Consider the following 23,153-nt stretch of genomic DNA (forward strand, 5'->3'; position numbering starts at 1 on the left):
GTTTAATGACGCATTCAATGGATTGTGATTGCACATGGATTAAAGGGGGATGACAGGATTGGTAGCCAATATTTTAGTTGCACATGGTATGAGAAAAGGTGACCAAAATCAAGCGTTAGAAGCATTTTTAGAGTCGCTCTTAAGAGATGAAACCTATCAATATGAACTCGCATTTATAGAGAGTGAAGAGAAAAGTATTGAGAATACAATAGGGCGTTTAATTCAAGCGGGAGAAACACATTTTAAAGTGGTGCCGTTATTAATTTTTTCAGCCATGCACTATATTGTAGATGTGCCGAATATACTTGCGCACATTAAACAAACACACCCACAAATTCATTACGAGATTAGTGAACCACTTGGCACACACGATTTAATGGTCGATTTAGTTGAAAGACGAATTCGAGACGTTAATGTGGATGCTTCGGTAAATCATGCCATTGTTCTTATTGCGCATGGTAGTTTTTCATATACGCAAGCGCATGATGAGTTGAAATCCTTTGGTAAGAAGCTAAAGCAAGACGTACCTGTCTTTTGTCGAACATTATATGGTGATATTACCTTCAGAAATGATTTAGACCAATTAGCTGAGCAGTATGAAACATTAATTGTTGTACCTATGTTTCTATATGATGGACGCCTTGTTAATAAAGTGAAACGCCTGATTTCGGAAATGGATATTCAAGGTACACTGCATATTACGCCATCTATCAACTTTGATAACATTTTAAAATTAATTATTAGTGATCGTTTAGAACAATTAGATAATAAATAAACTCAGATTATAAGGAGTAGGACGCCATTCGTATTGAATGCATTGTCCTACTCCTATTATTTTATGTGCAAATAGCGTATTAGGGAATTCCCCGATTTTACTAATATTTGTGAATTTAATCACATTTTTAAGGGGATTTGTTATAGAATAACAGTGAAGAAACAAATGTATAAATTCAAACATTTAATAATAACAAATATTGCAAATGGAAAATAAGTAAATTTTAAGTGATAAAAGGGGCATATTTTATGACTAAACAAAAATTAGTAATGATTGGAAACGGCATGGCAGGTTTAAGAACGATCGAAGAAATTCTTGAACGTTCTGATTCACAATTTGATATCACGATTATTGGTAAAGAACCTTACCCGAATTATAACAGAATTATGTTATCAAATATATTACAAAAGAAAATGACTGTTGAAGAAACAATCATGAATCCATATGAATGGTATGAAGAAAATAACATCGAGTTAATCGTTAATGACCCAGTGGAAACAGTTGATCGTTCCGCTCAAACGGTAACAACTTCAAAAGGTATTGAAGTTAAATACGATATCTGTATTTTTGCAACTGGTTCAAGTGCATTTGTATTACCTATACCTGGTTCAGATTTACCAAGTGTAATTGGTTGGAGAACAATCGAAGATACTGAACGTATGATTGACATCGCTAAAACGAAAAAAAGAGCAGTCGTCATTGGTGGTGGATTGTTAGGACTTGAATGTGCAAGAGGTCTTATGGACCAAGGCATGGAAGTTACTGTATTACACCTAGCAGAATGGCTAATGGAAATGCAGCTAGACCGTAAAGCTGGTGGTATGCTTAAAGCAGATTTAGAACGTCAAGGTATGAATATCGAGTTACAAGCAAACTCTAAAGAAATTATAGGTAAAGATGATGTTGAAGCGATTAGATTAGCAGACGGAAGAGTGATTGAGACGGATTTAGTCGTTATGGCAGTAGGTATCCGTCCATTTACACAAGTCGCTCGAGACGCTGGCTTAGAAGTAAATAGAGGTATTGTCGTTAACGACTATTTACAAACATCAGATCCAAATATTTACGCTGTCGGTGAATGTTCAGAACATAATGGCAAAGTATACGGTTTAGTCGCACCACTTTATGAACAAGGTAAAGTGTTAGCCGACTATTTAACTGGCAAAGAAACAGAAGGTTATAAAGGGTCTACAACATTCACTTCATTAAAAGTATCTGGCTGTGATTTATACAGCGCAGGACAAATTGTTGAAAATGATAATGTCCATGGGATTGAAATTTTCAATAGTGTAGATAACATTTATAAAAAAGTGTACTTAAGTGAAGGTCAAGTTGTCGGAGCAGTGTTGTACGGTGATACGGATGATGGTTCAAGATTTTATAACATGATGAAAAAACATGAATCTTTAGAAGACTATACATTGGTTTCATTATTATACAAAGGTGGCGAAGAAGCGGTAACATCAATTGCTGACATGCCAGACGATGAAACGATTTGTGGTTGTAATGGTGTCGATAAAGGTACGATTGTGAATGCAATTACTACGAAAGGTTTAACATCTGTTGACGAAGTTACAAAAGCAACTAAAGCAGGTAACTCTTGTGGTAAATGTAAAGGTCAAATCGGCGAGTTATTACAATGCACATTAGGTGATGACTTTGTAGCAGCAAAACCAACTGGTATTTGTGCATGTACAGACTTAACACGCGACCAAATTGTAACGCAAATCAGAGCTAAAGGGCTTAAAACTTCTAAAGAAGTGCGTCATGTTCTCGATTTTAAAGATAAAAATGGTTGCCCTAAATGTCGACCAGCAATTAACTACTATTTAAATATGGTATATCCACATGATCACCAGGATGAAAAAGAATCACGATTCGCAAATGAACGTTACCATGCTAATATTCAAAACGATGGTACATTCTCTGTTATTCCACAAATGCGTGGTGGCGTAACAGATGCTGATCAATTGATTCGATTAGGCGAAGTTGCTAAAAAATACAACGTACCTTTAGTTAAAGTAACAGGTTCACAACGTGTCGGTTTATACGGATTGAAAAAAGAAGAATTACCTCAAGTTTGGAAAGATTTAGGTATGCGTTCAGCTTCAGCTTATGGTAAGAAAACACGTTCTGTTAAAAGTTGTGTCGGTAAAGAATTCTGTCGATTTGGTACACAATATACTACACGCTTAGGTATTCGTTTAGAAAAAACATTTGAATATATCGACACACCACATAAATTTAAAATGGGTGTATCTGGTTGCCCACGTAGTTGTGTTGAATCTGGTGTTAAAGATTTCGGTGTTATCTCAGTAGAAAATGGATATCAAATTTATATTGGCGGTAACGGTGGTACAGACGTTACTGTAGGTAAATTATTAACTACTGTTGAAACTGAAGATGATGTTATCCAATTATGTGGTGCATTAATGCAATATTATCGTGAAACAGGTATTTACGCAGAAAGAACTGCACCTTGGTTAAATCGTTTAGGCTTTGAAAACGTCAAAGAAGTGTTATTAGATCCTGAACGTCAAAAAGAATTATTCGATAGAATTATGGATGCTAAAAAAGCGATTGATGGACATGGCGAACCTTGGGAAGCAATCGTTGAAGATAAAGAAGCTCAAAAAATCTTTGAAGTTGAGAGGGTGTAAACGATGAAATCTATGGAAAAAGTTAAAGTAACGACATTAGAAGAATTAACACCATTAATTGGTAAAAAAGTAATTGTTGATGGTAAAGAAATTGGCATTTTCTTAACTGAAAGTGGAGACATTCATGCAATTAATAATATTTGTCCTCATAAACAAGGGCCTTTATCAGAAGGAACAGTGAGTGGTGACTATGTTTATTGCCCATTACATGATCAAAAAGTTGATTTAAGAAGTGGAGAAGTCCAAGAACCAGATACGGGATGTGTTGAAACATATCAAGTGGAAGTCATTGATGGAGACGTATATGTATGTCTATAAATGAGAAGGCAAAGGTATATTTGATTGGTGCGGGTCCTGGGAACCCCAACCTTTTAACTAAAAAAGCAGAGCGATGCATTAAGAAAGCAGACGTTATTCTGTATGATCGTTTAGTTAATCCGCTTATCCTACAATATGCACCAGCTGACGCTGAAATCATTGATGTCGGTAAAAAACCTTATGCGAAACATATACAGCAAGATGAAATCAATTTGAAAATCGTTGAGGCTGCAAAACAATATCAAACGGTGATACGTCTTAAAGGTGGCGATCCAGCGATATTTGGTCGTGTTACTGAAGAAGTGAATACTTTAAAAGACTATGACATTGACTACGAAATTGTTCCTGGTGTCACTTCGGCAAGTGCAGCTGTTGCAACAATGGATTTAGGTTTGACATTACGATCAGTAGCACCAAGTGTTACGTTCTCGACAGGCCATTTCAAAGATTCAATCAATCAAGAAACGGATATTCGTAATCTCATTAATGGTGGTACGTTAGCTATCTATATGGGAATTAAGCGATTAGGTCATATTATCAAACAAATTACTGCGTATACAACTGAAGATTATTCGATTGCAATTGTCTTTAATGCAACGTGTTATAACCAACGTGTAATTATTGGTAAATTAAGTACAATTGAACATCAATTACAACAACATGAACTTGAAGGTGAACCAGGTATCTGTATATTAGGCGCGATTGTTGATCATATCGATAAAGCACACGTTGTGTCACAAGAACATGAACGCAATGTTGATGATACATTATATGTGATAAAAGGTTCTAAAGAAGATGCTTTATTAAAAGCAGAAGAAATGTCAGAAACAGGTTATCGCTGTTTAATAGACGTTGATGAAAGTTACCATCCAACACAACAACACTTACATCAACAAATTATCAATGACAATAAAATTAAATATATTAATTGTTAAGTCATCCTTGCAGGCGTGGTACTACAAATTCTTAGAGAGTTAAGTACCACTGCCTGCTTTTTTTATTTTTTAGGGATTCCCCCATTCAAATTAGGACATTCCCTAATACCTATCATATGTGAAAAATTGTACAATCATTATAAATTCAAAAGTAAAACGGCAAATCGGAATAAGTTAATACCTTTAACGGTAGGAGGATTCATATAGATGGGAAAATTTGGATTAAACTTTTTCAAACCAACTGAAAAATTTAATGGAAACTGGTCAGTTCTTGAGAGCAAAAGTAGAGAATGGGAAAAAATGTACCGTGAAAGATGGAGTCACGATAAAGTAGTTCGAACAACACATGGTGTTAACTGTACAGGATCATGTTCATGGAAAGTATTCGTAAAAAATGGTGTGATCACATGGGAGAACCAACAAATTGATTATCCAAGTTGTGGTCCTGATATGCCAGAATTTGAACCGCGTGGTTGTCCTCGTGGTGCATCATTTTCTTGGTATGAATATAGTCCACTTCGTGTGAAATATCCATACATTAGAGGAAAATTATTAGATTTATGGACGACTGCATTAGAAGAAAATAATGGTAACCGCATTGCTGCTTGGGCTTCAATCGTTGAAGATGAAGAGAAAGCGAAAATGTATAAACAAGCACGTGGTAAAGGTGGCCATGTTCGTGCTAACTGGAAAGATGTAACAGACATCATCGCTGCACAAATTTTGTATACCATTAAAAAGGATGGTCCAGACCGAATTGCTGGATTCACCCCTATTCCAGCGATGTCAATGATTAGTTACGCAGCAGGTGCGAGATTTATTAATTTACTTGGTGGAGAAATGCTAAGCTTCTATGATTGGTATGCCGATCTACCACCTGCGTCACCTCAAATTTGGGGTGAACAAACAGACGTACCTGAATCAAGTGACTGGTACAATGCTGCTTATATTATTATGTGGGGCTCAAATGTACCACTTACACGTACACCGGATGCACACTTTATGACAGAAGTAAGATACAAAGGAACTAAAGTGGTTTCTGTAGCACCAGACTACGCAGAAAATGTTAAATTTGCAGATAACTGGTTAGCACCTAATCCAGGTACAGATGCAGCGGTAGCACAAGCGATGACACACGTTATCTTACAAGAATATTATCAAGATAATCCGAGTGATATGTTCATTAACTATTCTAAACAATATTCAGATATGCCTTTCGTCATTATGTTAGATGAAGACGACAATGGTTATAAAGCAGGACGATTTTTACGTGCAAGTGATTTAGGTATGGATAGTGAAAATAGCGAATGGAAACCGGTCATTCACGATATCAATAGTCGTCAATTTGTAGTACCTAATGGCACAATGGGTCAACGCTGGGAAGAAGGCAAGAAGTGGAACTTAAAATTAGAAAATGAAGATGGTTCTAAGATTGATCCAGCAATGTCTATGGCGGAAGACACATATGAAATCAAAACGATTCAATTCCCTTACTTTGATAGTCAAGGTGATGGCATCTTTGAAAGACCGATTGCAGCTAGAAAAGTCACATTAGCTAACGGCAAAGAAGTGTATGTTGCGACGGTATATGACTTGATGACAAGTCAATATGGTATTAAACGATTTAACCATGAATTAGAAGCAACATCTTATGATGATGCAGAATCAAAATATACACCAGCATGGCAGCAACGTGTAACAGGTATTAAACCAGAATTAGTGACACAAGTAGCAAGAGAGTTTGCGCAAAATGCTATTGATACAGAAGGGCGCTCAATGATTATCATGGGTGCGGGTATTAACCACTGGTTCAACTCAGATACGATTTATCGCGCGATTTTAAATCTAGTTCTATTATGTGGCTGTCAAGGTGTGAACGGTGGTGGCTGGGCACACTACGTTGGACAAGAAAAATGTCGACCAATTGAGGGATGGAATACTGTAGCCTTTGCTAAAGACTGGCAAGGACCACCACGTTTACAAAATGGTACAAGTTGGTTCTATTTTGCAACGGACCAATGGAAATACGAAGAATCTAATGTTGATAAATTGAAATCACCACTCGCAAATAATATTAAACATCAACATCCAGCTGATTATAATGTGACGGCAGCGAGATTAGGTTGGTTACCATCTTACCCTCAATTTAATAAAAATAGTCTATTATTCGGGGAAGAAGCCAAAGATGAGGGTGATGATTCAAATGAAGCTATTTTAAATAAAGCGATAGAATCTGTGAAAAATAAAGAAACGCAATTTGCGATCGAAGATCCAGATTTAAGAAAGAACCATCCAAAAACATTATTTGTTTGGCGTTCAAATTTAATTTCAAGTTCTGCTAAAGGGCAAGAATACTTTATGAAACATTTATTAGGTACACGTTCAGGATTAATGGCTAAACCTAATGAAGAAGATAAACCAGAAGAAATTAAATGGCGTGAAGATACAGAAGGTAAATTAGATTTACTAGTATCGTTGGATTTCAGAATGACTGCGACACCATTGTACTCAGATATCGTCTTACCAGCAGCAACATGGTATGAAAAACATGACTTATCATCAACAGACATGCATCCATTCATTCATCCATTTAATCCAGCTATTGATCCATTATGGGAATCACGTTCAGACTGGGATATTTATAAAACATTAAGTAAAGCTGTTTCTGAAATGGCAAAAGATTATTTACCAGGTACATTTAAAGACGTTGTAACGACACCACTTGGCCATGACTCTAAACAAGAGTTGGGTTCTGAATATGGTATCGTCAAAGATTGGTCTAAAGGTGAAGTTGAAGCTGTTCCAGGTAAAACAATGCCAAACTTCGCAGTTGTAGAAAGAGATTACACTAAAATTTACGATAAATATGTGACTTTAGGTCCATTACTTGAAAAAGCAAAAGTTGGTGCACACGGCGTAAGCTTTAGTGTTAAAGACGAATATGAAGAACTTAAAAGTATGGTAGGTACTTGGAATGATGAAGATGCTGAATCAGTTAGAACGAATCGTCCACGTATCGATACAGCTAGAAAAGTAGCAGATGCCATCTTGAATATATCTTCAGCGACAAATGGTAAATTATCACAAAAATCATATGAAGATTTAGAAAATCAAACAGGTATGGAATTGAAAGATATTTCAAAAGAACGCGCATCAGAAAAGATTTCATTCTTAAATATTACGTCACAACCACGTGAAGTAATACCAACAGCTGTGTTCCCTGGTTCAAATAAAAATGGACGTAGATATTCACCATTTACAACCAATATTGAACGTCTTGTACCATTTAGAACACTCACAGGTAGACAAAGTTATTATATCGATCACGAAGTGTTCCAACAATTTGGTGAAAGCTTACCAGTATACAAACCAACGTTACCACCAATGGTATTCGGTACGAGAGATAAGCAAGTTAAAGGTGGACAAGATGCATTAGTATTACGTTATTTAACACCTCATGGTAAATGGAATATTCACTCAACATATCAAGATAATGAACGTATGTTGACATTATTTAGAGGTGGCCCAGTCGTTTGGTTATCTAATGAAGATGCTGAAGAACATGGCATTAACGATAATGATTGGTTAGAAGTATACAACAGAAACGGTGTTGTAACTGCAAGAGCTGTCACATCACACCGTATGCCAAGAGGCACAATGTTCATGTACCACGCACAAGATAAACATATTGAAACACCAGGGTCAGAAATTACAGATACACGCGGTGGTTCACACAACGCACCAACAAGAATTCACTTAAAACCTACCCAACTTGTAGGTGGATATGCACAAATTAGCTATCACTTTAACTATTATGGACCAATTGGAAATCAACGTGACGTATACGTAGCAGTGAGAAAAATGAAGGAGGTAAATTGGCTTGAAGATTAAAGCGCAAATTGCAATGGTGTTAAATTTAGATAAATGCATAGGTTGCCACACTTGCAGCGTAACATGTAAGAACACTTGGACGAACCGTCCAGGTGCGGAATACATGTGGTTCAACAACGTAGAAACAAAACCAGGTGTCGGATATCCGAAACGATGGGAAGACCAAGAACATTATAAAGGTGGTTGGGTCTTAAATAAAAAAGGAAAATTAGAACTTAAATCTGGTAGTCGTTGGACAAAAATGGCGTTAGGTAAAATCTTTTACAACCCAGATATGCCACTGATTAAAGACTATTATGAACCATGGACATATAACTATGAACATTTAACAACTGCTAAAGAAGGTAAACATTCACCAGTGGCTAAAGCACACTCATTAATTTCTGGCGAAAAACTTAATCTCGAGTGGGGACCTAACTGGGAAGATGACTTAGCTGGCGCACATATTACTGGTCCAGAAGATCCAAATATCCAAAAAATCGAAGAAGATATTAAATTCCAATTTGATGAAACGTTCATGATGTATTTGCCTCGTCTATGTGAACACTGCTTAAACCCTAGTTGCGTTGCGTCATGTCCTTCAGGTGCCATGTATAAACGTGATGAAGACGGTATCGTTTTAGTTGACCAAGATGCATGTCGTGGTTGGCGCTATTGTATGACAGGCTGTCCTTATAAAAAAGTTTACTTCAACTGGAAAACAAATAAAGCAGAAAAATGTACATTCTGTTTCCCAAGAATTGAAGCGGGATTACCAACTGTTTGTTCTGAAACATGTACAGGTAGAATGAGATATTTAGGTGTCTTATTATATGATGCTGATAGAGTTCATGAAGCAGCTTCAGCTGAAAATGAACAAGATTTATATGAAAAACAATTAGACATTTTCTTAAATCCATTCGATGAAGCTGTGATTGAACAAGCTGAAAAAGATGGTATTAGCTATGAATGGATTGAAGCAGCGCAAAACTCACCAGTCTATAAATTAGCAATCGAATATAAATTAGCATTTCCTTTACACCCAGAATTTAGAACAATGCCTATGGTTTGGTATTGCCCACCATTGAGCCCAATCATGAGCTATTTCGAAGGTAAAAATGCTGGTCAAAATCCAGATATGATTTTCCCAGCAATTGAAGAAATGCGTTTACCAATCGAATACTTAGCAAATCTATTTACCGCTGGTGATGTTCAACCTGTTAAGGAATCACTACAAAAGATGGCAATGATGAGAAGCTACATGCGTTCTCAAGTTACAGGTAAAGAATTTGATACATCGAAATTAGAAAGACTTGGATTATCTGAAATTCAAACTAAAGATATGTATCGATTATTAGGTTTAGCGAAATATGAAGACCGCTTTGTTGTACCAACATCTCATAAAGAAACTTATTTAGATACGTATCATGCACAAGGTAGTCAAGGTTACGGTGGCGAGTACTTTGGTGATAATTGTGAAGGCTGTGGTGTTCCAGTAGGTTCAGGAAAAACAGGACAAGAAATTTATAATGAGAATTTCTATGGAGGTATTTTCCGTGATTAATTTACAACAATTTCATTATTATCAAGAAAGCTTTGGATATATTGCACAGCAACTTAATTTTCCTGAGAAACTTACGTTCCATCCAAAAACATTTGAAGAAACGATTGAGCCATCACATCCTGGTTACGATGATTTAGTAAAATATAGAGAAATTATGCATCAATTCACACTATCAGAAATTAAAGCGATTTATACAGATACATTTGATTTCAATAAAAAATCACCACTCTATATGACTTATAACAAATTTGATACGCAAAAAGAGCGTGGCCAAATGTTAGCCAAACTTAAAGTGTTATATGAAATGTTTGGTTTGAAAATGGTAGATAATGAGTTATCTGATTATCTACCGTTGATGTTGCAGTTCTTGCATGTAGCAACATGGCAAAACGATCCACGTGCTGAAGGAAATATTGAATTGGTTATTATGATTATTGAAGATGGTACGTATGAAATGGCCAATCAATTAGCGCAAGACAACAATCCTTATGCATACGTGATACGTGCGTTAAGAAATACATTGAAAGCTTGCTTAGAAATTCCAAATGAGGTGACATCTCATGCTTAATCAATTTTTATGGATTATCTTTCCTTATTTGTGTGTAGCTATCTTTATTGTTGGCCACATTGCACGTTATAAATATGATCAGTTCTCATGGACTGCGAAATCTAGTGAATTCCTAGAAAAGAAACAATTAAAATGGGGTAGCTTATTATTCCATTTAGGTATCATTCCAGTATTTTTTGGTCACGTCGTAGGACTTGCGATACCAGCCAAATGGATTGATGGCCTAGGCGTTAGTGAAGAAATGTATCATTTTGGTGCTGTATACATTGGTAGTATCTTTGGTATAATGACGTTTATTGGTATGTTACTCTTAACAGCACGACGTATTACAATTAAAAATGTTAGAAAGCTAAGTTCAGCATCTGATATTTTTGTCAATTTTTTATTAATATTAATTATTTTCATGGGTTGTTATTCAACATTAGTTACGAATGCGGTGGTAAGTGACTTTGATTATCGTCAAACGATATCTATCTGGTTTAGACACTTATTTACTTTCTCACCTGATGCAAGCTTAATGACAGATGTGCCTTTATCATTTAAAATTCACATCTTACTAGGATTTACAATTTTAGCTTGCTGGCCATTCACACGTTTAGTACATGTATGGAGTGTGCCACTATCGTATACTAATCGCAGATATATTGTTTATCGTAAACATAAAACACGTTCATGAGTATGAGAGGAGATTCAAATGTGATTACGACCACTCCAGTTTTTAAGAAGCAGGATTTCCAACAACAATTGAATGATCTAAGGGTTAACGAAGGCTACGATTTTGCAGGTGTAGCATTATATGAACACCATAATAGTTCAGCGCCTATTAAATGGCATTATGTTTCAGGCAATACGAATCAACGTTATAAAATGATTATCTTACGTAAAGGCCGTGGCTTAGCGGGTATGGTTATGAAGACTGGTAAACGAATGATTATTGACGACGTTGCTTCAATCTTATCACCTGAAGATAAGATTAAATATCCTATTTTAATTGCTGAAGACTTGACAGCAATGGTTGCGATTCCATTATGTTACAATAATCAAGTATATGGCGTCTTACTCTTAGGTCAAAGAGATGGTAAGGCGTTACCCGATTATGAAACGTTGGATATTCATGGTAAGCTATGGACATTTTCAGAAGAAATGTAGGTGATCCTAATGTTGGATGTTTATAATCTCGATTTAGAGAACTTACTAAAAAAATATTATGAAAAAACGAACGAAAAAATCGTCTTTGTGAATAAAGATGGTAAAGTTATTGCGATGAATGATGCTGCTGAAGAAATCATTTCAAAGGACAATAACTATAGTGCTATGACAAATGCAATATGTAATCGTTGTGAAGGTTACTCTAATGAATTTGCATTACAAAGTTGTATTAATTGTTATTTAGATACAACAAAGCCGAATGATATGAACTTCCAAGTGTTCATGAAGACTGTGGATAATAAGATTCAACCTTTTACAGCGTCTTATCAATGTATTGATGAAGAGGCTCAAATCTATGCCTTTACATTACAAGACATATCACCACAAATTCAGCGTCAAGAAAAAATGTATCAACGTCAAATGTTACGTAAAACGATTGCCGCACAGGAGAACGAAAGAAAACGTATTTCTAGAGAACTACATGACAGTGTTGTTCAAGAAATGTTAAATGTAGATGTTGAGTTGAGATTGTTAAAATATCAACAAGATATGTCACAACTGATTGAGAAATCTGAGCACATTGAAGTTTTAATGTCTAATTTAATTAATGACATTCGAAACATGTCAGTTGAACTAAGACCTTCATCACTCGATGATTTAGGATTGGAAGCGGCTTTTAAATCGTATTTCAAGCAATTAGAACAAAATTATGGATTTAACGTTGTGTATCAATCAAATATTCAAAATCAACGTTTCGATAGTGAAATTGAAACAGTCGTTTATCGAGTGGTTCAAGAGGCAATATTTAATGCATTGAAATATGCTGGCGTTTATGAAGTAGATGTGTCTGTCCAACAAACGCCAGAGGGTCTTATCGCAGAAGTGATTGATAGAGGTAATGGTTTTGATCCTAATTTGAAACCACAAGGAACAGGGTTAGGATTATATGGTATGAACGAAAGAGCAGAACTTGTCAAAGGATCAGTGAACATTGAAACGCACATTGGCAAGGGGACAATTATAACGTTAGAAGTACCAGTTTAAAGTAAGTTAGGGGAATATAAAGTGAAGATTGTAATCGCAGACGATCATGCAGTCGTTAGAACAGGATTTTCAATGATATTAAACTTTCAAGAAGATATGGAAGTTGTTGCAACCGCTGCTGATGGGGGAGAGGCTTATCAGAAAGTGATGGAACATAAACCAGATGTCTTAATTATGGATTTAAGTATGCCACCTGGCGAATCTGGTTTAATAGCGACAAGTAAGATATCAGAAAGCTTTCCAGAAACTAAAATCTTAATATTAACGATGTATGATGATGAAGAATATCTGTTCCACGTTCTTCGTAATGGCGCTAAAGGCTATATTTTAAAAAATGCACCTGACGAACAGTTATTGTTAGCAGTTCGCACAGTTTATAAAGGTGAAACCTATGTAGATATGAAGTTGACGACATCGTTAGTTAATGAATTTGTGAATCATAAGCATTCAGATGACGTATCTACGAATGATCCTTTTAAAATTTTATCTAAAAGAGAACTAGAAATCTTACCGCTCATTGCTAAGGGGTATGGCAATAAAGATATTGCCGAAAAGTTGTTTGTGTCGGTTAAAACGGTCGAGGCACATAAGACACATATTATGACGAAACTGGATTTAAAATCTAAGCCCGAGTTAGTTGAATATGCATTGAAAAAGAAATTGTTGGATTTTTAATTACATTTACATCTCTAAAAACGAATGTGTTATAGGTAAAAACATCATTTAAGCTACATGGCAAATGCGCAGTAGCTGACTGAATTGAGAAGGTTCTTAAATTAAGCCGTTCTCAAATCTAATCATCCTTAAGAGGCTAGGAAGACGAATTCGAGAAGAATGCCATCCTGGCCTCTTTATTTATGTTCATTTCGGGATAGAAAATATAGGGGGATTCCCCGGCAGTATAAGGGAATGTCCTTATGTTCATTTTTTCACAAATCTACTAAAATTTAAATGTAATCAGTAATGTGATTGAAATATAAATTTTTGACCTCTTTTATATAACAATTACTGATAAAGAAAATGAAATGATGAAGGTGAAAAAATGTATAAGACAAAAGGTGGCTTTCAACTTACATTACAAACGTTAAGTCTTGTAGTAGGATTTATGGCTTGGAGTATCATTTCTCCATTAATGCCGTATATCTCACAAGATATTAAGGTTAATCCTGGTCAGTTATCAATTATACTGGCAATTCCGGTTATATTAGGTTCAATACTACGCGTACCATTTGGCTATTTAACGAATGTTATCGGCGCGAAATGGGTATTCTTCTGTAGTTTTGTCGTTCTATTATTCCCAATATTCTTTTTAGGACAAGCACAAACACCAGGCATGTTAATGCTATCAGGATTCTTTTTAGGTGTTGGTGGCGCGATTTTCTCAGTCGGTGTAACGTCTGTACCAAAATATTTTTCAAAAGATAAAGTAGGACTTGCGAATGGTATTTATGGTATGGGTAACATTGGTACAGCAGTATCATCATTCTTAGCACCACCGATTGCAGGTATTATTGGTTGGCAAACAACAGTAAGAAGCTATTTGATTATCATTGCTATTTTTGCCGTTTTAATGTTCTTTTTTGGTGATAAAAATGAACCAAAAGTGAAAGTACCTTTAGCATCTCAATTTAAAAAATTATCATCAAATTACAAATTATATTATTTAAGTCTATGGTATTTTATTACATTTGGTGCTTTTGTAGCATTTGGATTATTCTTACCTAACTACTTAGTAAATAATTTTGGTATTGATAAAGTAGATGCAGGGATTCGATCAGGTGTATTTATAGCTTTAGCTACATTCTTGAGACCGGTCGGAGGGATTCTTGGAGATAAGTTTAATGCGGTTAAAGTACTAATGATTGACTTTATTATTATGGTTATAGGTGCCGTTATTTTAGGCATTTCAAGTCATATCGCATTATTTACGATTGGTTGTTTAACAATCAGTATCTGTGCAGGGTTAGGTAATGGTTTAATATTTAAACTCGTGCCTTCATACTTTGCAAATGAATCTGGTGCAGCCAATGGTATTGTTTCAATGATGGGTGGTTTAGGCGGATTCTTCCCACCACTAGTGATTACTTACGTAACAGGATTAACAGGTTCAAGTCATTTAGCGTTTATTCTTTTAGCAATATTCGGTATCTTAGCATTTATTACAATGGGACACTTATATAAAAAAGAATACGCAAAATAAGTTTATACATTCATAAGAGCAATACAAGGCTAATGATAGCTTTGTATTGCTCTTTAATATTACTGTATCAGTGATTATTCTACTGTAATGGTAGTCGTCTGATCTTGTGCACTTACTTCTTTAGGTAAAGTAACGACTAAAATGCCATCTTCATAGCTTGCTTTAATTTGTGATTTATCAATATCATTAAATTCGAAATGTCTGACTAGCTCACCACTTGCACGCTCATTTAATTGGACGCTACCTGTTTGTTCTGATACATGCTTTTGTACTTTAATCGTTAGTGCAGAATGCTCAAATTTAAGTTCAATTTCTGATTTATTAACGCCTGGTAATTCAGCTTCTAATACATATTGGCTTGATTGATTATAAATATTTGTTGGGAAACTTTTTGATGAAAATTGATTGAATACTTGTTCTCCTAAATCACGAAATACATCTTTTGGGTTATTTTTAAAAATGGATTGATCGAAAAAATCTCTATTATTCATACGATTGTCTCTCCTTTATTTAAGTAAGCATAGTATAGTTGTAAAATGCTACTTTTAAAGTACATTATAGTAATAGAGACGATTAACGTAAAGCGAAAGGTATTATAGAACAGGAGAAGAAGATAGTGGTGTGGAATAAGAAATACATGGCAAAAGTTCTATTATGTATAAAGCCTAGTCATTGCGATAAATCAGTAGTTCATGCTTTTGCCATGATTAAATATTAGTTAGTTGTATAATCGAAGTTTTTTGAAATTACATGTTTTAAGCTATTAACGAGTTCTTCGTTTTCTTCATGTGTAATATCAAAATCATCAAAGACTTGGTCAGAGATAGCTTCCAACGTTGGTTTAATATTAATACCATTTTCAGTGAGGGTAATTTGAAGATTTCGTTCATCTTCTTTTTCACGCATACGTTGTACATAGCCTTTTTTCTCTAATTTCTTTAAGAGAGGTGTAAGTGTTCCAGAATCTAAAAAGACACGACGTCCAAGTGATTTAATATTTATTTTTTCATCATTTTCGATAGCCATGATGACCATAAAGCTTGTATATGTTAAATCATGCTTTTTTAAATAGTGAGTATATTTTTTTATGACTTCTTTAGAAGTAACATATAATAAAAAACATAATTGATTACTTAAATAACTATCCTTTACATACATATATTTCCCCCCTTAACTTATTTAAAGATAGTATGAACTAAAAGTATTGTCAAGCCCGTTATCATAGTATTCTATGGACTTTTCAAGTCATTTAAACGTTATTTTAAAGTACATCTACATAAAGGGTGTAAGTGTAGATTTATTTTGAATTAGAGATAAATTGTTAGGCTATTTTGTTACAGAAATATAAAAATACTTTAAAATTTTCAAACTATCATTCATAATAATTTAGATAGTGATTAAATATGTTGAGACTAGGTTGTGTGCAAAGGAGTTTCAAAATGAGTAAAAAACAAAAATGGATTAGAATTTGTATTATTTTAGCTATTTCATTAGTAGTAGCAGTCGCTTTCTTTTTTGCAATGAAAACATATCAAGGCCACAGAAACATTAAAACGGTTGATAGTTATTTAGAGCAAAGGAATTTAACTGATAAAATTAAATCAGAGGAGACACTTTATAGTGCCAAAAAAGGTGTTTATTACAAAGAAGTTGTATTTAAAGATGAACCACATATGACTTATGTCATTCAACCAATTGGTACGCGTAAAGGTATCTTTGCAGAGGGCTTTGATACTGAAACTAAAAAAAGTATGAAAGATGCGAAATATAATGATTTCGATCAAAATTTTAAACCATAGCATTTGATTATAAAACTGTATTTAGACGTTATTTTATTGTCTATGTACAGTTTTTTTGTGCTATTGGATACGTGTATGGTAGCGTGCGCTATTAAAAAATTTATATCCCAATTTATAATTATCTGATATAATTAAGCGATGTCAGATGAAGGGGGTTCCAACATGGCTCTGTTCAAGAGAAAAATTAGTTTGCCGATGCAAGTTATCATCGCATTGGTACTAGGTGTAGTTGTAGGTTTATTATTATTTGGCCAAGATAACGTAGCAAATTATATTAAACCTTTCGGTGACGTTTTCTTAAATTTAATTAAAATGATCATCATCCCAATTGTATTCTGTGCTTTAGCATTATCTATTTCTAACTTAGGGGATTCAAAGAAGATAGGTAGCTATGGATGGAAAGCAATTCTTTACTTTGAAATTATAACGACAATCGCAATTGCTTTAGGACTTGTTATTGGTAATTTATTCAAACCAGGTGCTGGTTTAGATCCAACGAAATTACCTAAAGGCGATATTTCTAAATATCAATCATCTGCATCAGCTGCAGAACAATCTACATATGGCAATCACTTTATTGATACCATTGTAAACATTGTACCAACAAACATATTTGAAGCATTAACTAAAGGTGAATTATTACCAATCATCTTCTTCGCAGTATTCTTTGGTTTAGGATTAGCTGCAATAGGTGAAAAAGCAGATCCTGTAAAAGGTTTCTTAAACGGAACACTTGAAGCAGTTTTCTGGATGATTAATAAAATTTTAAAATTAGCACCAATTGGTGTATTTGCATTTATTTGTACAACAGTAATGACGTTTGGAGCAGCCGCTTTAATTCCGTTATTAAAATTAGTACTTGTAGTTGTGTTCGCAATGGTATTCTTTGTTATCATCGTTCTTGGTATTGTAGCAAGAATGTGCGGTATAAGTATCTTCTCAATTATTAAAATTTTGAAAGATGAATTATTATTAGCATTCTCTACTTCTAGTTCAGAAGCAGTATTACCAGTTATGATGAAGAAAATGGAAAGGTTCGGGGCACCTAAAGATGTCACATCTTTCGTCATTCCAATTGGTTACTCATTTAACCTTGATGGATCAGCGCTATACCAATCTATCGCAGCGTTATTCGTTGCACAAATGTATGGCATCCATTTATCGATTTCAGAGCAAATTATCTTAATGGTAACGTTGATGGTTGCCTCTAAAGGTATGGCTGGGGTACCAGGCGTTTCAATCGTAGTATTATTAACGACATTAGGTGCGATGGGCTTACCAGCACAAGGTCTTGCATTAATTATCGGTGTAGACCGTTTATTAGACATGGTTCGTACATGTGTAAACGTAGTAGGTAATGCATTATCTGCTATTGTTATCTCTAAATGGGAAAAGGTTTATGATAAAGAACAAGGTAAAAAGTATTTACAATCAATTTAAAAAAAGAAATCTGACATTTTTTGTACCGAGCGAATGCGTTCGGTACTTTTTTTGTTCTACTTGAAAACATCAATGATTTGTATTGGAGCACAACTATTGCATAAAAAAACTGCCAACGAAGCAATGGGCTTCATTGGCAGTCATCTATGACCATTTACATACCTTTCATATCATGCATTTCATGAATTTTCATCATTAATCCATGTGGTACATCATCATGATCGACTTTAGATACTCTTGAGAATTTGTCTGATCCTTTTTCTTTAACTAAAAATACAAAGTCACCTTTTTTGACATTCGCTTTGCTATCAGAAGGTAATTCGATATTCTTTTCAACTTTTTCAGTTTGTTCATTGACCATTTTATCAATTGTATGATCATTCTTCATATAACCATAATAGGTTTCTTTTTGACCACCCGTCATCATCATGACCACTAGAACAATACATACAATAAGCATGATAGCAATCAGTGCAATACCAATACCTAAACCTTTTTTATTTTTCATGTTATAGACTCCTTTAAAAAGTTCTATCTCTTTTATACAAAAAATAGTATTAAATTGCAATAAAATAATAAACGATATTAAATTGAACACGCAATGAATCATATCAATGACACAAAGATGTTGAATTAATAAAATTGACAAAAAAGAGTGGAACGGAATTCATTTTGGAATTCATCGTCCCACGCTCAAATTCATAATACACTTTTTAAATTACACAGTAATCGTTACAGGCGTATCGACATCGTCATCGTTCATTAATGTTATCGTTTTAGGAATGACTTTAAGTACACATAATTTAGGGTCTTCTTTTGAATCAAAGAAAGTCTTATCTTGTGTTTCCCATAACCAGTCAATCACTTTTTGATCTTCTACGACTTCGATATTGGCTTCTATTTCAACAAAACTATTGTTTGTTGTTTCATTGTAACCTAATAAAATATATGCGCTAGGATTATGTTTAATCTCTTCAACTTTAGTGCTTTCAGTACTTGTTTTCGTATATAAAGTCAATTCGTCATTATAAAAGACCATGTAACGACTGTTTGGTTTATTGTTGTAAGCAGTAGACAATACACCAACTTTAGAAGTGTCTAACACTTTTTCAATTGCTTGAATCGCTTGTTGTTGTTCCACAATCATCATCTCCTTAGTTTACATATATCCTAAATGACATATGTCTAAACTCATATCAACGTGAATACTATGAAGGTTTAATACAAATATATTTAACTTCGTCATGTTTAAGTGTTACTTGAAATGTTGCGTAATCCTTTTCTTGAATTAATAATTCTGTTTTAGGATGGTTGCATTGGTCTAGTTGTTGAATGATATCTTTCTCAATATACACATCGAGTTTATCCTGAGGAATTAAATGTTGTATTGAGCCGTGTTCATTATTAAGTGTATTGACTATGAAGAGTGTATTTTCTTTAAAATCATTTTCAAAAATATAATGCTGTTGACTATCTGATAAATAGCGATCATTAATTTTGTTGAAAAGTATCAAATGATAATCACCATCTTTATAGCACATTAAATAATTTTTTGCTATTTGAAATGACTCATTACTAAATGTCGCGACAAAACGATATAAATGCATGATGGGTAGCAGACTTCCATGATTATTAAATAAGGAAATATACATTGGGTCAGTTTCTATTAATTTGTAACACACGCCGCCACCATGTCTCATTAATTGATACAAATGACAAACGATATCTGATAATTGAAGTGACTGTGTACCATTATTGGTGTATTTGAAACATTTCAATGATAAATTACTATAAATAAATTGTGTGGAAGGTATATTCGATCCTTCTATGAAACGTAAATAATTTTCGAAGTGTGTAGATGAATGAGTGAAGCCTTGTTGTTTATCAATTAACACATTTTTGGTATCGATATTTTCAATATCTACAAAATAAAAATCAAAATTCATACGGTGCATAATATCATAGGTTTCTTGTAATGAACCTGTTTGTCTTAACAAACCGTCCACCATCAAACTAAATTTGATAGCGCGGTTTTTATTTTTAAGTTTAAGGTGTGCAAGGTGAATATCATGGACAGACATTGTTTCAGTATCAAATACAAGCATAAATTTCACTAATTTTTTATTCCATTTATAATCTCGGTTATTTTGTAAGAAAATCATAATCAATTGATATATCATCTTAAATTCTTGATTGTTTTTAATTGTTACTGCCAGTCTAATATTTTTTTCGAATAATTTTTCAAAGCAACGATTTAATAAATTTAAATTTGTATGCCGGCCTACCATGTCACTAACATCATTAATTAAGATGGCTGGTCTAGGTAAATAGGATAAATCAATATCAAAGTAATCATTAAATACAAATTGAAAGAGTTCATTGATGTTTTAAAAATCAATAAAAGCAGTAGAAAATTGAGTTTGGTCTTTCGGATTATAATGGGCCATATTAATTTGTGTTGTTTCTGTCGTTAAGTAATCGGTAAATTCAAATTGTGAAATTAAATTTAAAAATGATTGACTGACTGAACTACGTATTGCGATTGAAGGTAATGGTTCTAATTGATTTAACTTTGTACGAAATTGCTTAGGACTCACATCAAGGTGTTTTTTAAATTGGTTAGTGAAATTGGTGTGGCTACTAAACCCTGACATTTCAGAAATGGTTGTAATGGAATGATTCGTTGTCATTAATAAACGGACGGATTGATTAATTTTTAAACTCGTATAATAATCTTTGAAATTGACATTCAACATGCGCGCAAATAGATTAGAACAATACGATTCTGAAATCAGTGCATGTTGTGCGATATCGATTAGAGATAAATGAGATGTAATGTTGTCATTAATATATAGAACGATGTTAGATAATAATTGATTATCGATGGACATGGTTGGTACATATAATGTTGCATTTCTCACTACAGCTTCCTTATATAATGTGCGGATAATTTTAGACATTGTCTCACTATCTTGTGCTTCTTCGTTTGAATAATTAGAAACACATTGCAAAATTTGAGATTTTATAAAATGATTTGACTGTAATAAATGCCGATCAAAATAACAGTTAAAGAAATCGTTATCTTCTATATAGAAATAAGCGATAGGTATCTTTAACTCAATTAAATCATTAGCATGATTAATATTATATAAATCCCCTTGGTTGACGATGGCAATATGATTATGGATTTCCATCTTGCTACCATTGATGGTCATCGTCAATTCATTTGTCAAAGAAAAATATAAAATCACATAATTAATATTACGTAAAGGGGCGGTTGTTAAATGTTCATGTAATCGAAGGGAATTACTCATATTTGTTGTTCTCCTAGCTTTTTATATTTATGTGCTAAACAATACGGCTCAATTGAATTGTGAATAATAAAAGTAATTATAAATTAAAAGTAAGAAAAAATTAATAACTAAAAATAAAAAAATTTCGCTACTATCTTGTGAAAGCGGTAAAAATTTTCTCTTAGAAGCAACTTAATTAAAAAATTGAAAATATAGCGTCGCTTATTTGGAAAATTTTAATAGCGTAGAACAACTTAATTTAAGGCATACTATATATAGATTTCGCGATAGCTTTAATTAAATACCATTCTCATTGATTTAGTTAATAATTACGAAATCCTATATTTATTAATTCTGTATCAACATCATGACATCACAACATAAAATATTGATACATCAAGATAAGCCTATAATTAAATGATTGAGATTAAAATCTGCCATCACATTCATGTTAATGATGCATATACAATCAATAACTTAAACTTATCACTTCTATATGACGTTAAGACATAACATCATGAAATTTCCATCCTACACAATTGAAGTTTATTATAACTTTATAGGTCATATAGAAGTTTTGCTCATGAACAACACGATTAAACAACAAGACCGAATATGAGCACGAATAAGTGAAATAACAGTCAGACATCACAGCTTAGATTGATACATCATAGAATAAGAAATGTATATGTGTCATTAGCACAGGTATTAGCAGTAGCATGCTAGTGTATATTATTAAGGAGCCTAACTCCCCCCAATTACTAAATCACTAATGCATAAGCAACAGTTTTTATATCTATTTTCCTTAAATATACAGATTTAATTATAAGTGAAACCATCAAGAATAATATTTTGCAGAAAAACAGAATTAATTTAAAAAAAGTTGGGACAACATTTACGTCGTCTCAACTTTTTTTATAGAATTAAGAACACAACAAACGTGTTTTGAACTATAGCTGGAATGACAGATGAACATGCCTAGTTAACGGTATTGATAAAAAGTTTGAAATGCTATGTAACGCAAGTCAATCTCAACATGATTCGCTATGCTTCTATATTAAGAAGTGTACTATTTTGTAAGTAGGACACATGATATTTATCGGCTAAATGTTTTAAAAATATTAACAAATCAGTGCTCTGAATGATGCCTTGATTAAAATCAGCTTTAAGCTTGGCTGCGCGCTCTTTTTCAAGGTCATTTGCTTTATGTTTGAAATATCCCCACATATGATCATACGCATTTATCATCGTTCCATGTGATGGTGTTGTGTTAAGTGCGTCATCAATTGCCTGCTGAACGTCTGGTAAAGTAGGGGACTGTTTAAGCAGTTCGCGAATAGCATTATAATGTTGTTGACTGTGGTATAACACATTATATTTTTCTTCGCGCCATAATTTTTCGATATAGCCACGTTCTTTCATCAAATATCGCCTCGCTTACTAAATGTTGTATCGTCATTTATTTCGTTCCCGAAAGTTTATATCATGAACCTTAAATATGAACAAATGGTGAAAATAAAAAAGCGTATTGCGTTATT

At 33.7% G+C, this 23,153-nt stretch carries 19 protein-coding genes and 1 pseudogene; 14 read left to right on the forward strand and 6 right to left on the reverse strand.

All coding sequences use genetic code 11. The features are described 5' to 3' along the window. The first annotated feature begins 58 nt into the window (after positions 1-58). The 12 genes from KA909_RS08125 (at position 59) to KA909_RS08180 (ending at position 15,083) form a co-directional block, all read left to right on the forward strand. Positions 59-775, forward strand: coding sequence for a sirohydrochlorin chelatase (locus tag KA909_RS08125; RefSeq protein ID WP_193839007.1), 717 nt, complete (start codon positions 59-61; stop codon positions 773-775). A 248-nt stretch (positions 776-1,023) separates the two neighbouring features. Beyond that, the gene (gene nirB / locus KA909_RS08130; RefSeq protein ID WP_075108103.1) at positions 1,024-3,435 is read left to right on the forward strand and encodes a nitrite reductase large subunit NirB; all 2,412 of its coding nucleotides are present in this window, start codon (positions 1,024-1,026) and stop codon (positions 3,433-3,435) included. 3 nt (positions 3,436-3,438) lie between these two features. Then, positions 3,439-3,753 (forward strand): nitrite reductase small subunit NirD, encoded by a 315-nt coding sequence (gene nirD, locus KA909_RS08135; RefSeq protein WP_011274977.1) that lies wholly within the window; start codon positions 3,439-3,441, stop codon positions 3,751-3,753. Then, positions 3,744-4,688 (forward strand): uroporphyrinogen-III C-methyltransferase, encoded by a 945-nt coding sequence (gene cobA / locus KA909_RS08140; RefSeq protein WP_075108102.1) that lies wholly within the window; start codon positions 3,744-3,746, stop codon positions 4,686-4,688. The genes nirD and cobA overlap by 10 nt, the downstream gene beginning before the upstream one ends. A gap of 207 nt (positions 4,689-4,895) precedes the next feature. Further along, on the forward strand, positions 4,896-8,579 hold the full coding sequence (locus tag KA909_RS08145; RefSeq protein ID WP_193839008.1) for a nitrate reductase subunit alpha: 3,684 nt from the start codon (positions 4,896-4,898) through the stop codon (positions 8,577-8,579). After that, positions 8,569-10,122 (forward strand): nitrate reductase subunit beta, encoded by a 1,554-nt coding sequence (gene narH, locus KA909_RS08150; RefSeq protein ID WP_053028700.1) that lies wholly within the window; start codon positions 8,569-8,571, stop codon positions 10,120-10,122. Before KA909_RS08145 ends, narH begins: the two co-directional genes overlap by 11 nt. Continuing rightward, the gene (gene narJ / locus KA909_RS08155; protein WP_053028699.1) at positions 10,115-10,690 is read left to right on the forward strand and encodes a nitrate reductase molybdenum cofactor assembly chaperone; all 576 of its coding nucleotides are present in this window, start codon (positions 10,115-10,117) and stop codon (positions 10,688-10,690) included. Before narH ends, narJ begins: the two co-directional genes overlap by 8 nt. Continuing rightward, positions 10,683-11,366 carry a respiratory nitrate reductase subunit gamma gene (narI, locus tag KA909_RS08160; RefSeq protein WP_070854659.1) on the forward strand — a complete coding sequence of 228 codons (684 nt, stop codon included), beginning with the start codon at positions 10,683-10,685 and terminating at the stop codon, positions 11,364-11,366. The genes narJ and narI overlap by 8 nt, the downstream gene beginning before the upstream one ends. A gap of 23 nt (positions 11,367-11,389) precedes the next feature. Next, positions 11,390-11,839 (forward strand): nitrate respiration regulation accessory nitrate sensor NreA, encoded by a 450-nt coding sequence (gene nreA, locus KA909_RS08165; RefSeq protein ID WP_210125911.1) that lies wholly within the window; start codon positions 11,390-11,392, stop codon positions 11,837-11,839. Between the two features lie 9 nt (positions 11,840-11,848). Then, positions 11,849-12,883 carry a nitrate respiration regulation sensor histidine kinase NreB gene (gene nreB / locus KA909_RS08170; protein ID WP_053028697.1) on the forward strand — a complete coding sequence of 345 codons (1,035 nt, stop codon included), beginning with the start codon at positions 11,849-11,851 and terminating at the stop codon, positions 12,881-12,883. Between the two features lie 21 nt (positions 12,884-12,904). Next, a complete protein-coding gene (gene nreC / locus KA909_RS08175; RefSeq protein ID WP_011274985.1) occupies positions 12,905-13,558 on the forward strand; it encodes a nitrate respiration regulation response regulator NreC in 654 nt (217 codons plus the stop codon). Between the two features lie 367 nt (positions 13,559-13,925). Beyond that, positions 13,926-15,083: a nitrate/nitrite transporter gene (locus KA909_RS08180; RefSeq protein WP_193839010.1), complete on the forward strand. Its 1,158-nt coding sequence runs from the start codon at positions 13,926-13,928 to the stop codon at positions 15,081-15,083. Between the two features lie 74 nt (positions 15,084-15,157). Here KA909_RS08180 and KA909_RS08185 read toward each other — a convergent pair whose 3' ends face one another. Both KA909_RS08185 and KA909_RS08190 read right to left on the reverse strand, forming a co-directional pair. Beyond that, positions 15,158-15,574 (reverse strand): Hsp20/alpha crystallin family protein, encoded by a 417-nt coding sequence (locus KA909_RS08185; RefSeq protein WP_075108099.1) that lies wholly within the window; start codon positions 15,572-15,574, stop codon positions 15,158-15,160. A gap of 223 nt (positions 15,575-15,797) precedes the next feature. Continuing rightward, the gene (locus KA909_RS08190; RefSeq protein ID WP_075108098.1) at positions 15,798-16,241 is read right to left on the reverse strand and encodes a MarR family winged helix-turn-helix transcriptional regulator; all 444 of its coding nucleotides are present in this window, start codon (positions 16,239-16,241) and stop codon (positions 15,798-15,800) included. Positions 16,242-16,522: 281 nt separating this feature from the next. Between KA909_RS08190 and KA909_RS08195 the strand changes: the two genes are divergently transcribed. Together KA909_RS08195 and KA909_RS08200 are read left to right on the forward strand one after the other, a co-directional pair. After that, entirely contained in the window at positions 16,523-16,882 is a 360-nt protein-coding gene (locus KA909_RS08195) for a DUF3139 domain-containing protein (RefSeq protein WP_193839011.1), read from the forward strand. Between the two features lie 162 nt (positions 16,883-17,044). Continuing rightward, complete coding sequence (locus KA909_RS08200; protein WP_193839012.1) at positions 17,045-18,322, forward strand: cation:dicarboxylate symporter family transporter; 1,278 nt, start codon at positions 17,045-17,047, stop codon at positions 18,320-18,322. Positions 18,323-18,476: 154 nt separating this feature from the next. Here KA909_RS08200 and KA909_RS08205 read toward each other — a convergent pair whose 3' ends face one another. The 4 genes and pseudogenes from KA909_RS08205 to KA909_RS08220 form a co-directional block, all read right to left on the reverse strand. Then, complete coding sequence (locus KA909_RS08205) at positions 18,477-18,830, reverse strand: DUF4889 domain-containing protein (RefSeq protein WP_053028691.1); 354 nt, start codon at positions 18,828-18,830, stop codon at positions 18,477-18,479. A 210-nt stretch (positions 18,831-19,040) separates the two neighbouring features. Further along, entirely contained in the window at positions 19,041-19,463 is a 423-nt protein-coding gene (locus KA909_RS08210; RefSeq protein WP_193839013.1) for a pyridoxamine 5'-phosphate oxidase family protein, read from the reverse strand. 67 nt (positions 19,464-19,530) lie between these two features. Next, a pseudogene (gene rsp, locus KA909_RS08215) lies at positions 19,531-21,636 on the reverse strand (AraC family transcriptional regulator Rsp). 1,023 nt (positions 21,637-22,659) lie between these two features. Beyond that, a complete protein-coding gene (locus KA909_RS08220) occupies positions 22,660-23,037 on the reverse strand; it encodes a YbgA family protein (protein ID WP_193839015.1) in 378 nt (125 codons plus the stop codon). Between the last annotated feature and the right edge of the window lie 116 nt (positions 23,038-23,153).

The sequence above is a fragment of the Staphylococcus sp. GDX8P54P genome (assembly GCF_017893165.1).
In the GTDB taxonomy this organism is placed as follows: Bacteria; Bacillota; Bacilli; order Staphylococcales; family Staphylococcaceae; genus Staphylococcus; species Staphylococcus borealis.

What these genes read in the sequence shown, in the direction of transcription:
- nirB (WP_075108103.1), top strand. Translation starts at nt 1,024, where the DNA reads ATGACTAAACAAAAATTAGTAATGATTGGAAACGGCATGGCAGGTTTA.
- nirD (WP_011274977.1), top strand. Translation starts at nt 3,439, where the DNA reads ATGAAATCTATGGAAAAAGTTAAAGTAACGACATTAGAAGAATTAACA.
- cobA (WP_075108102.1), top strand. Translation starts at nt 3,744, where the DNA reads ATGTCTATAAATGAGAAGGCAAAGGTATATTTGATTGGTGCGGGTCCT.
- KA909_RS08145 (WP_193839008.1), top strand. Translation starts at nt 4,896, where the DNA reads ATGGGAAAATTTGGATTAAACTTTTTCAAACCAACTGAAAAATTTAAT.
- narI (WP_070854659.1), top strand. Translation starts at nt 10,683, where the DNA reads ATGCTTAATCAATTTTTATGGATTATCTTTCCTTATTTGTGTGTAGCT.
- nreB (WP_053028697.1), top strand. Translation starts at nt 11,849, where the DNA reads ATGTTGGATGTTTATAATCTCGATTTAGAGAACTTACTAAAAAAATAT.
- KA909_RS08180 (WP_193839010.1), top strand. Translation starts at nt 13,926, where the DNA reads ATGTATAAGACAAAAGGTGGCTTTCAACTTACATTACAAACGTTAAGT.
- KA909_RS08185 (WP_075108099.1), bottom strand. Translation starts at nt 15,574, where the DNA reads ATGAATAATAGAGATTTTTTCGATCAATCCATTTTTAAAAATAACCCA.
- KA909_RS08190 (WP_075108098.1), bottom strand. Translation starts at nt 16,241, where the DNA reads ATGTATGTAAAGGATAGTTATTTAAGTAATCAATTATGTTTTTTATTA.
- KA909_RS08195 (WP_193839011.1), top strand. Translation starts at nt 16,523, where the DNA reads ATGAGTAAAAAACAAAAATGGATTAGAATTTGTATTATTTTAGCTATT.
- KA909_RS08200 (WP_193839012.1), top strand. Translation starts at nt 17,045, where the DNA reads ATGGCTCTGTTCAAGAGAAAAATTAGTTTGCCGATGCAAGTTATCATC.
- KA909_RS08205 (WP_053028691.1), bottom strand. Translation starts at nt 18,830, where the DNA reads ATGAAAAATAAAAAAGGTTTAGGTATTGGTATTGCACTGATTGCTATC.
- KA909_RS08220 (WP_193839015.1), bottom strand. Translation starts at nt 23,037, where the DNA reads ATGAAAGAACGTGGCTATATCGAAAAATTATGGCGCGAAGAAAAATAT.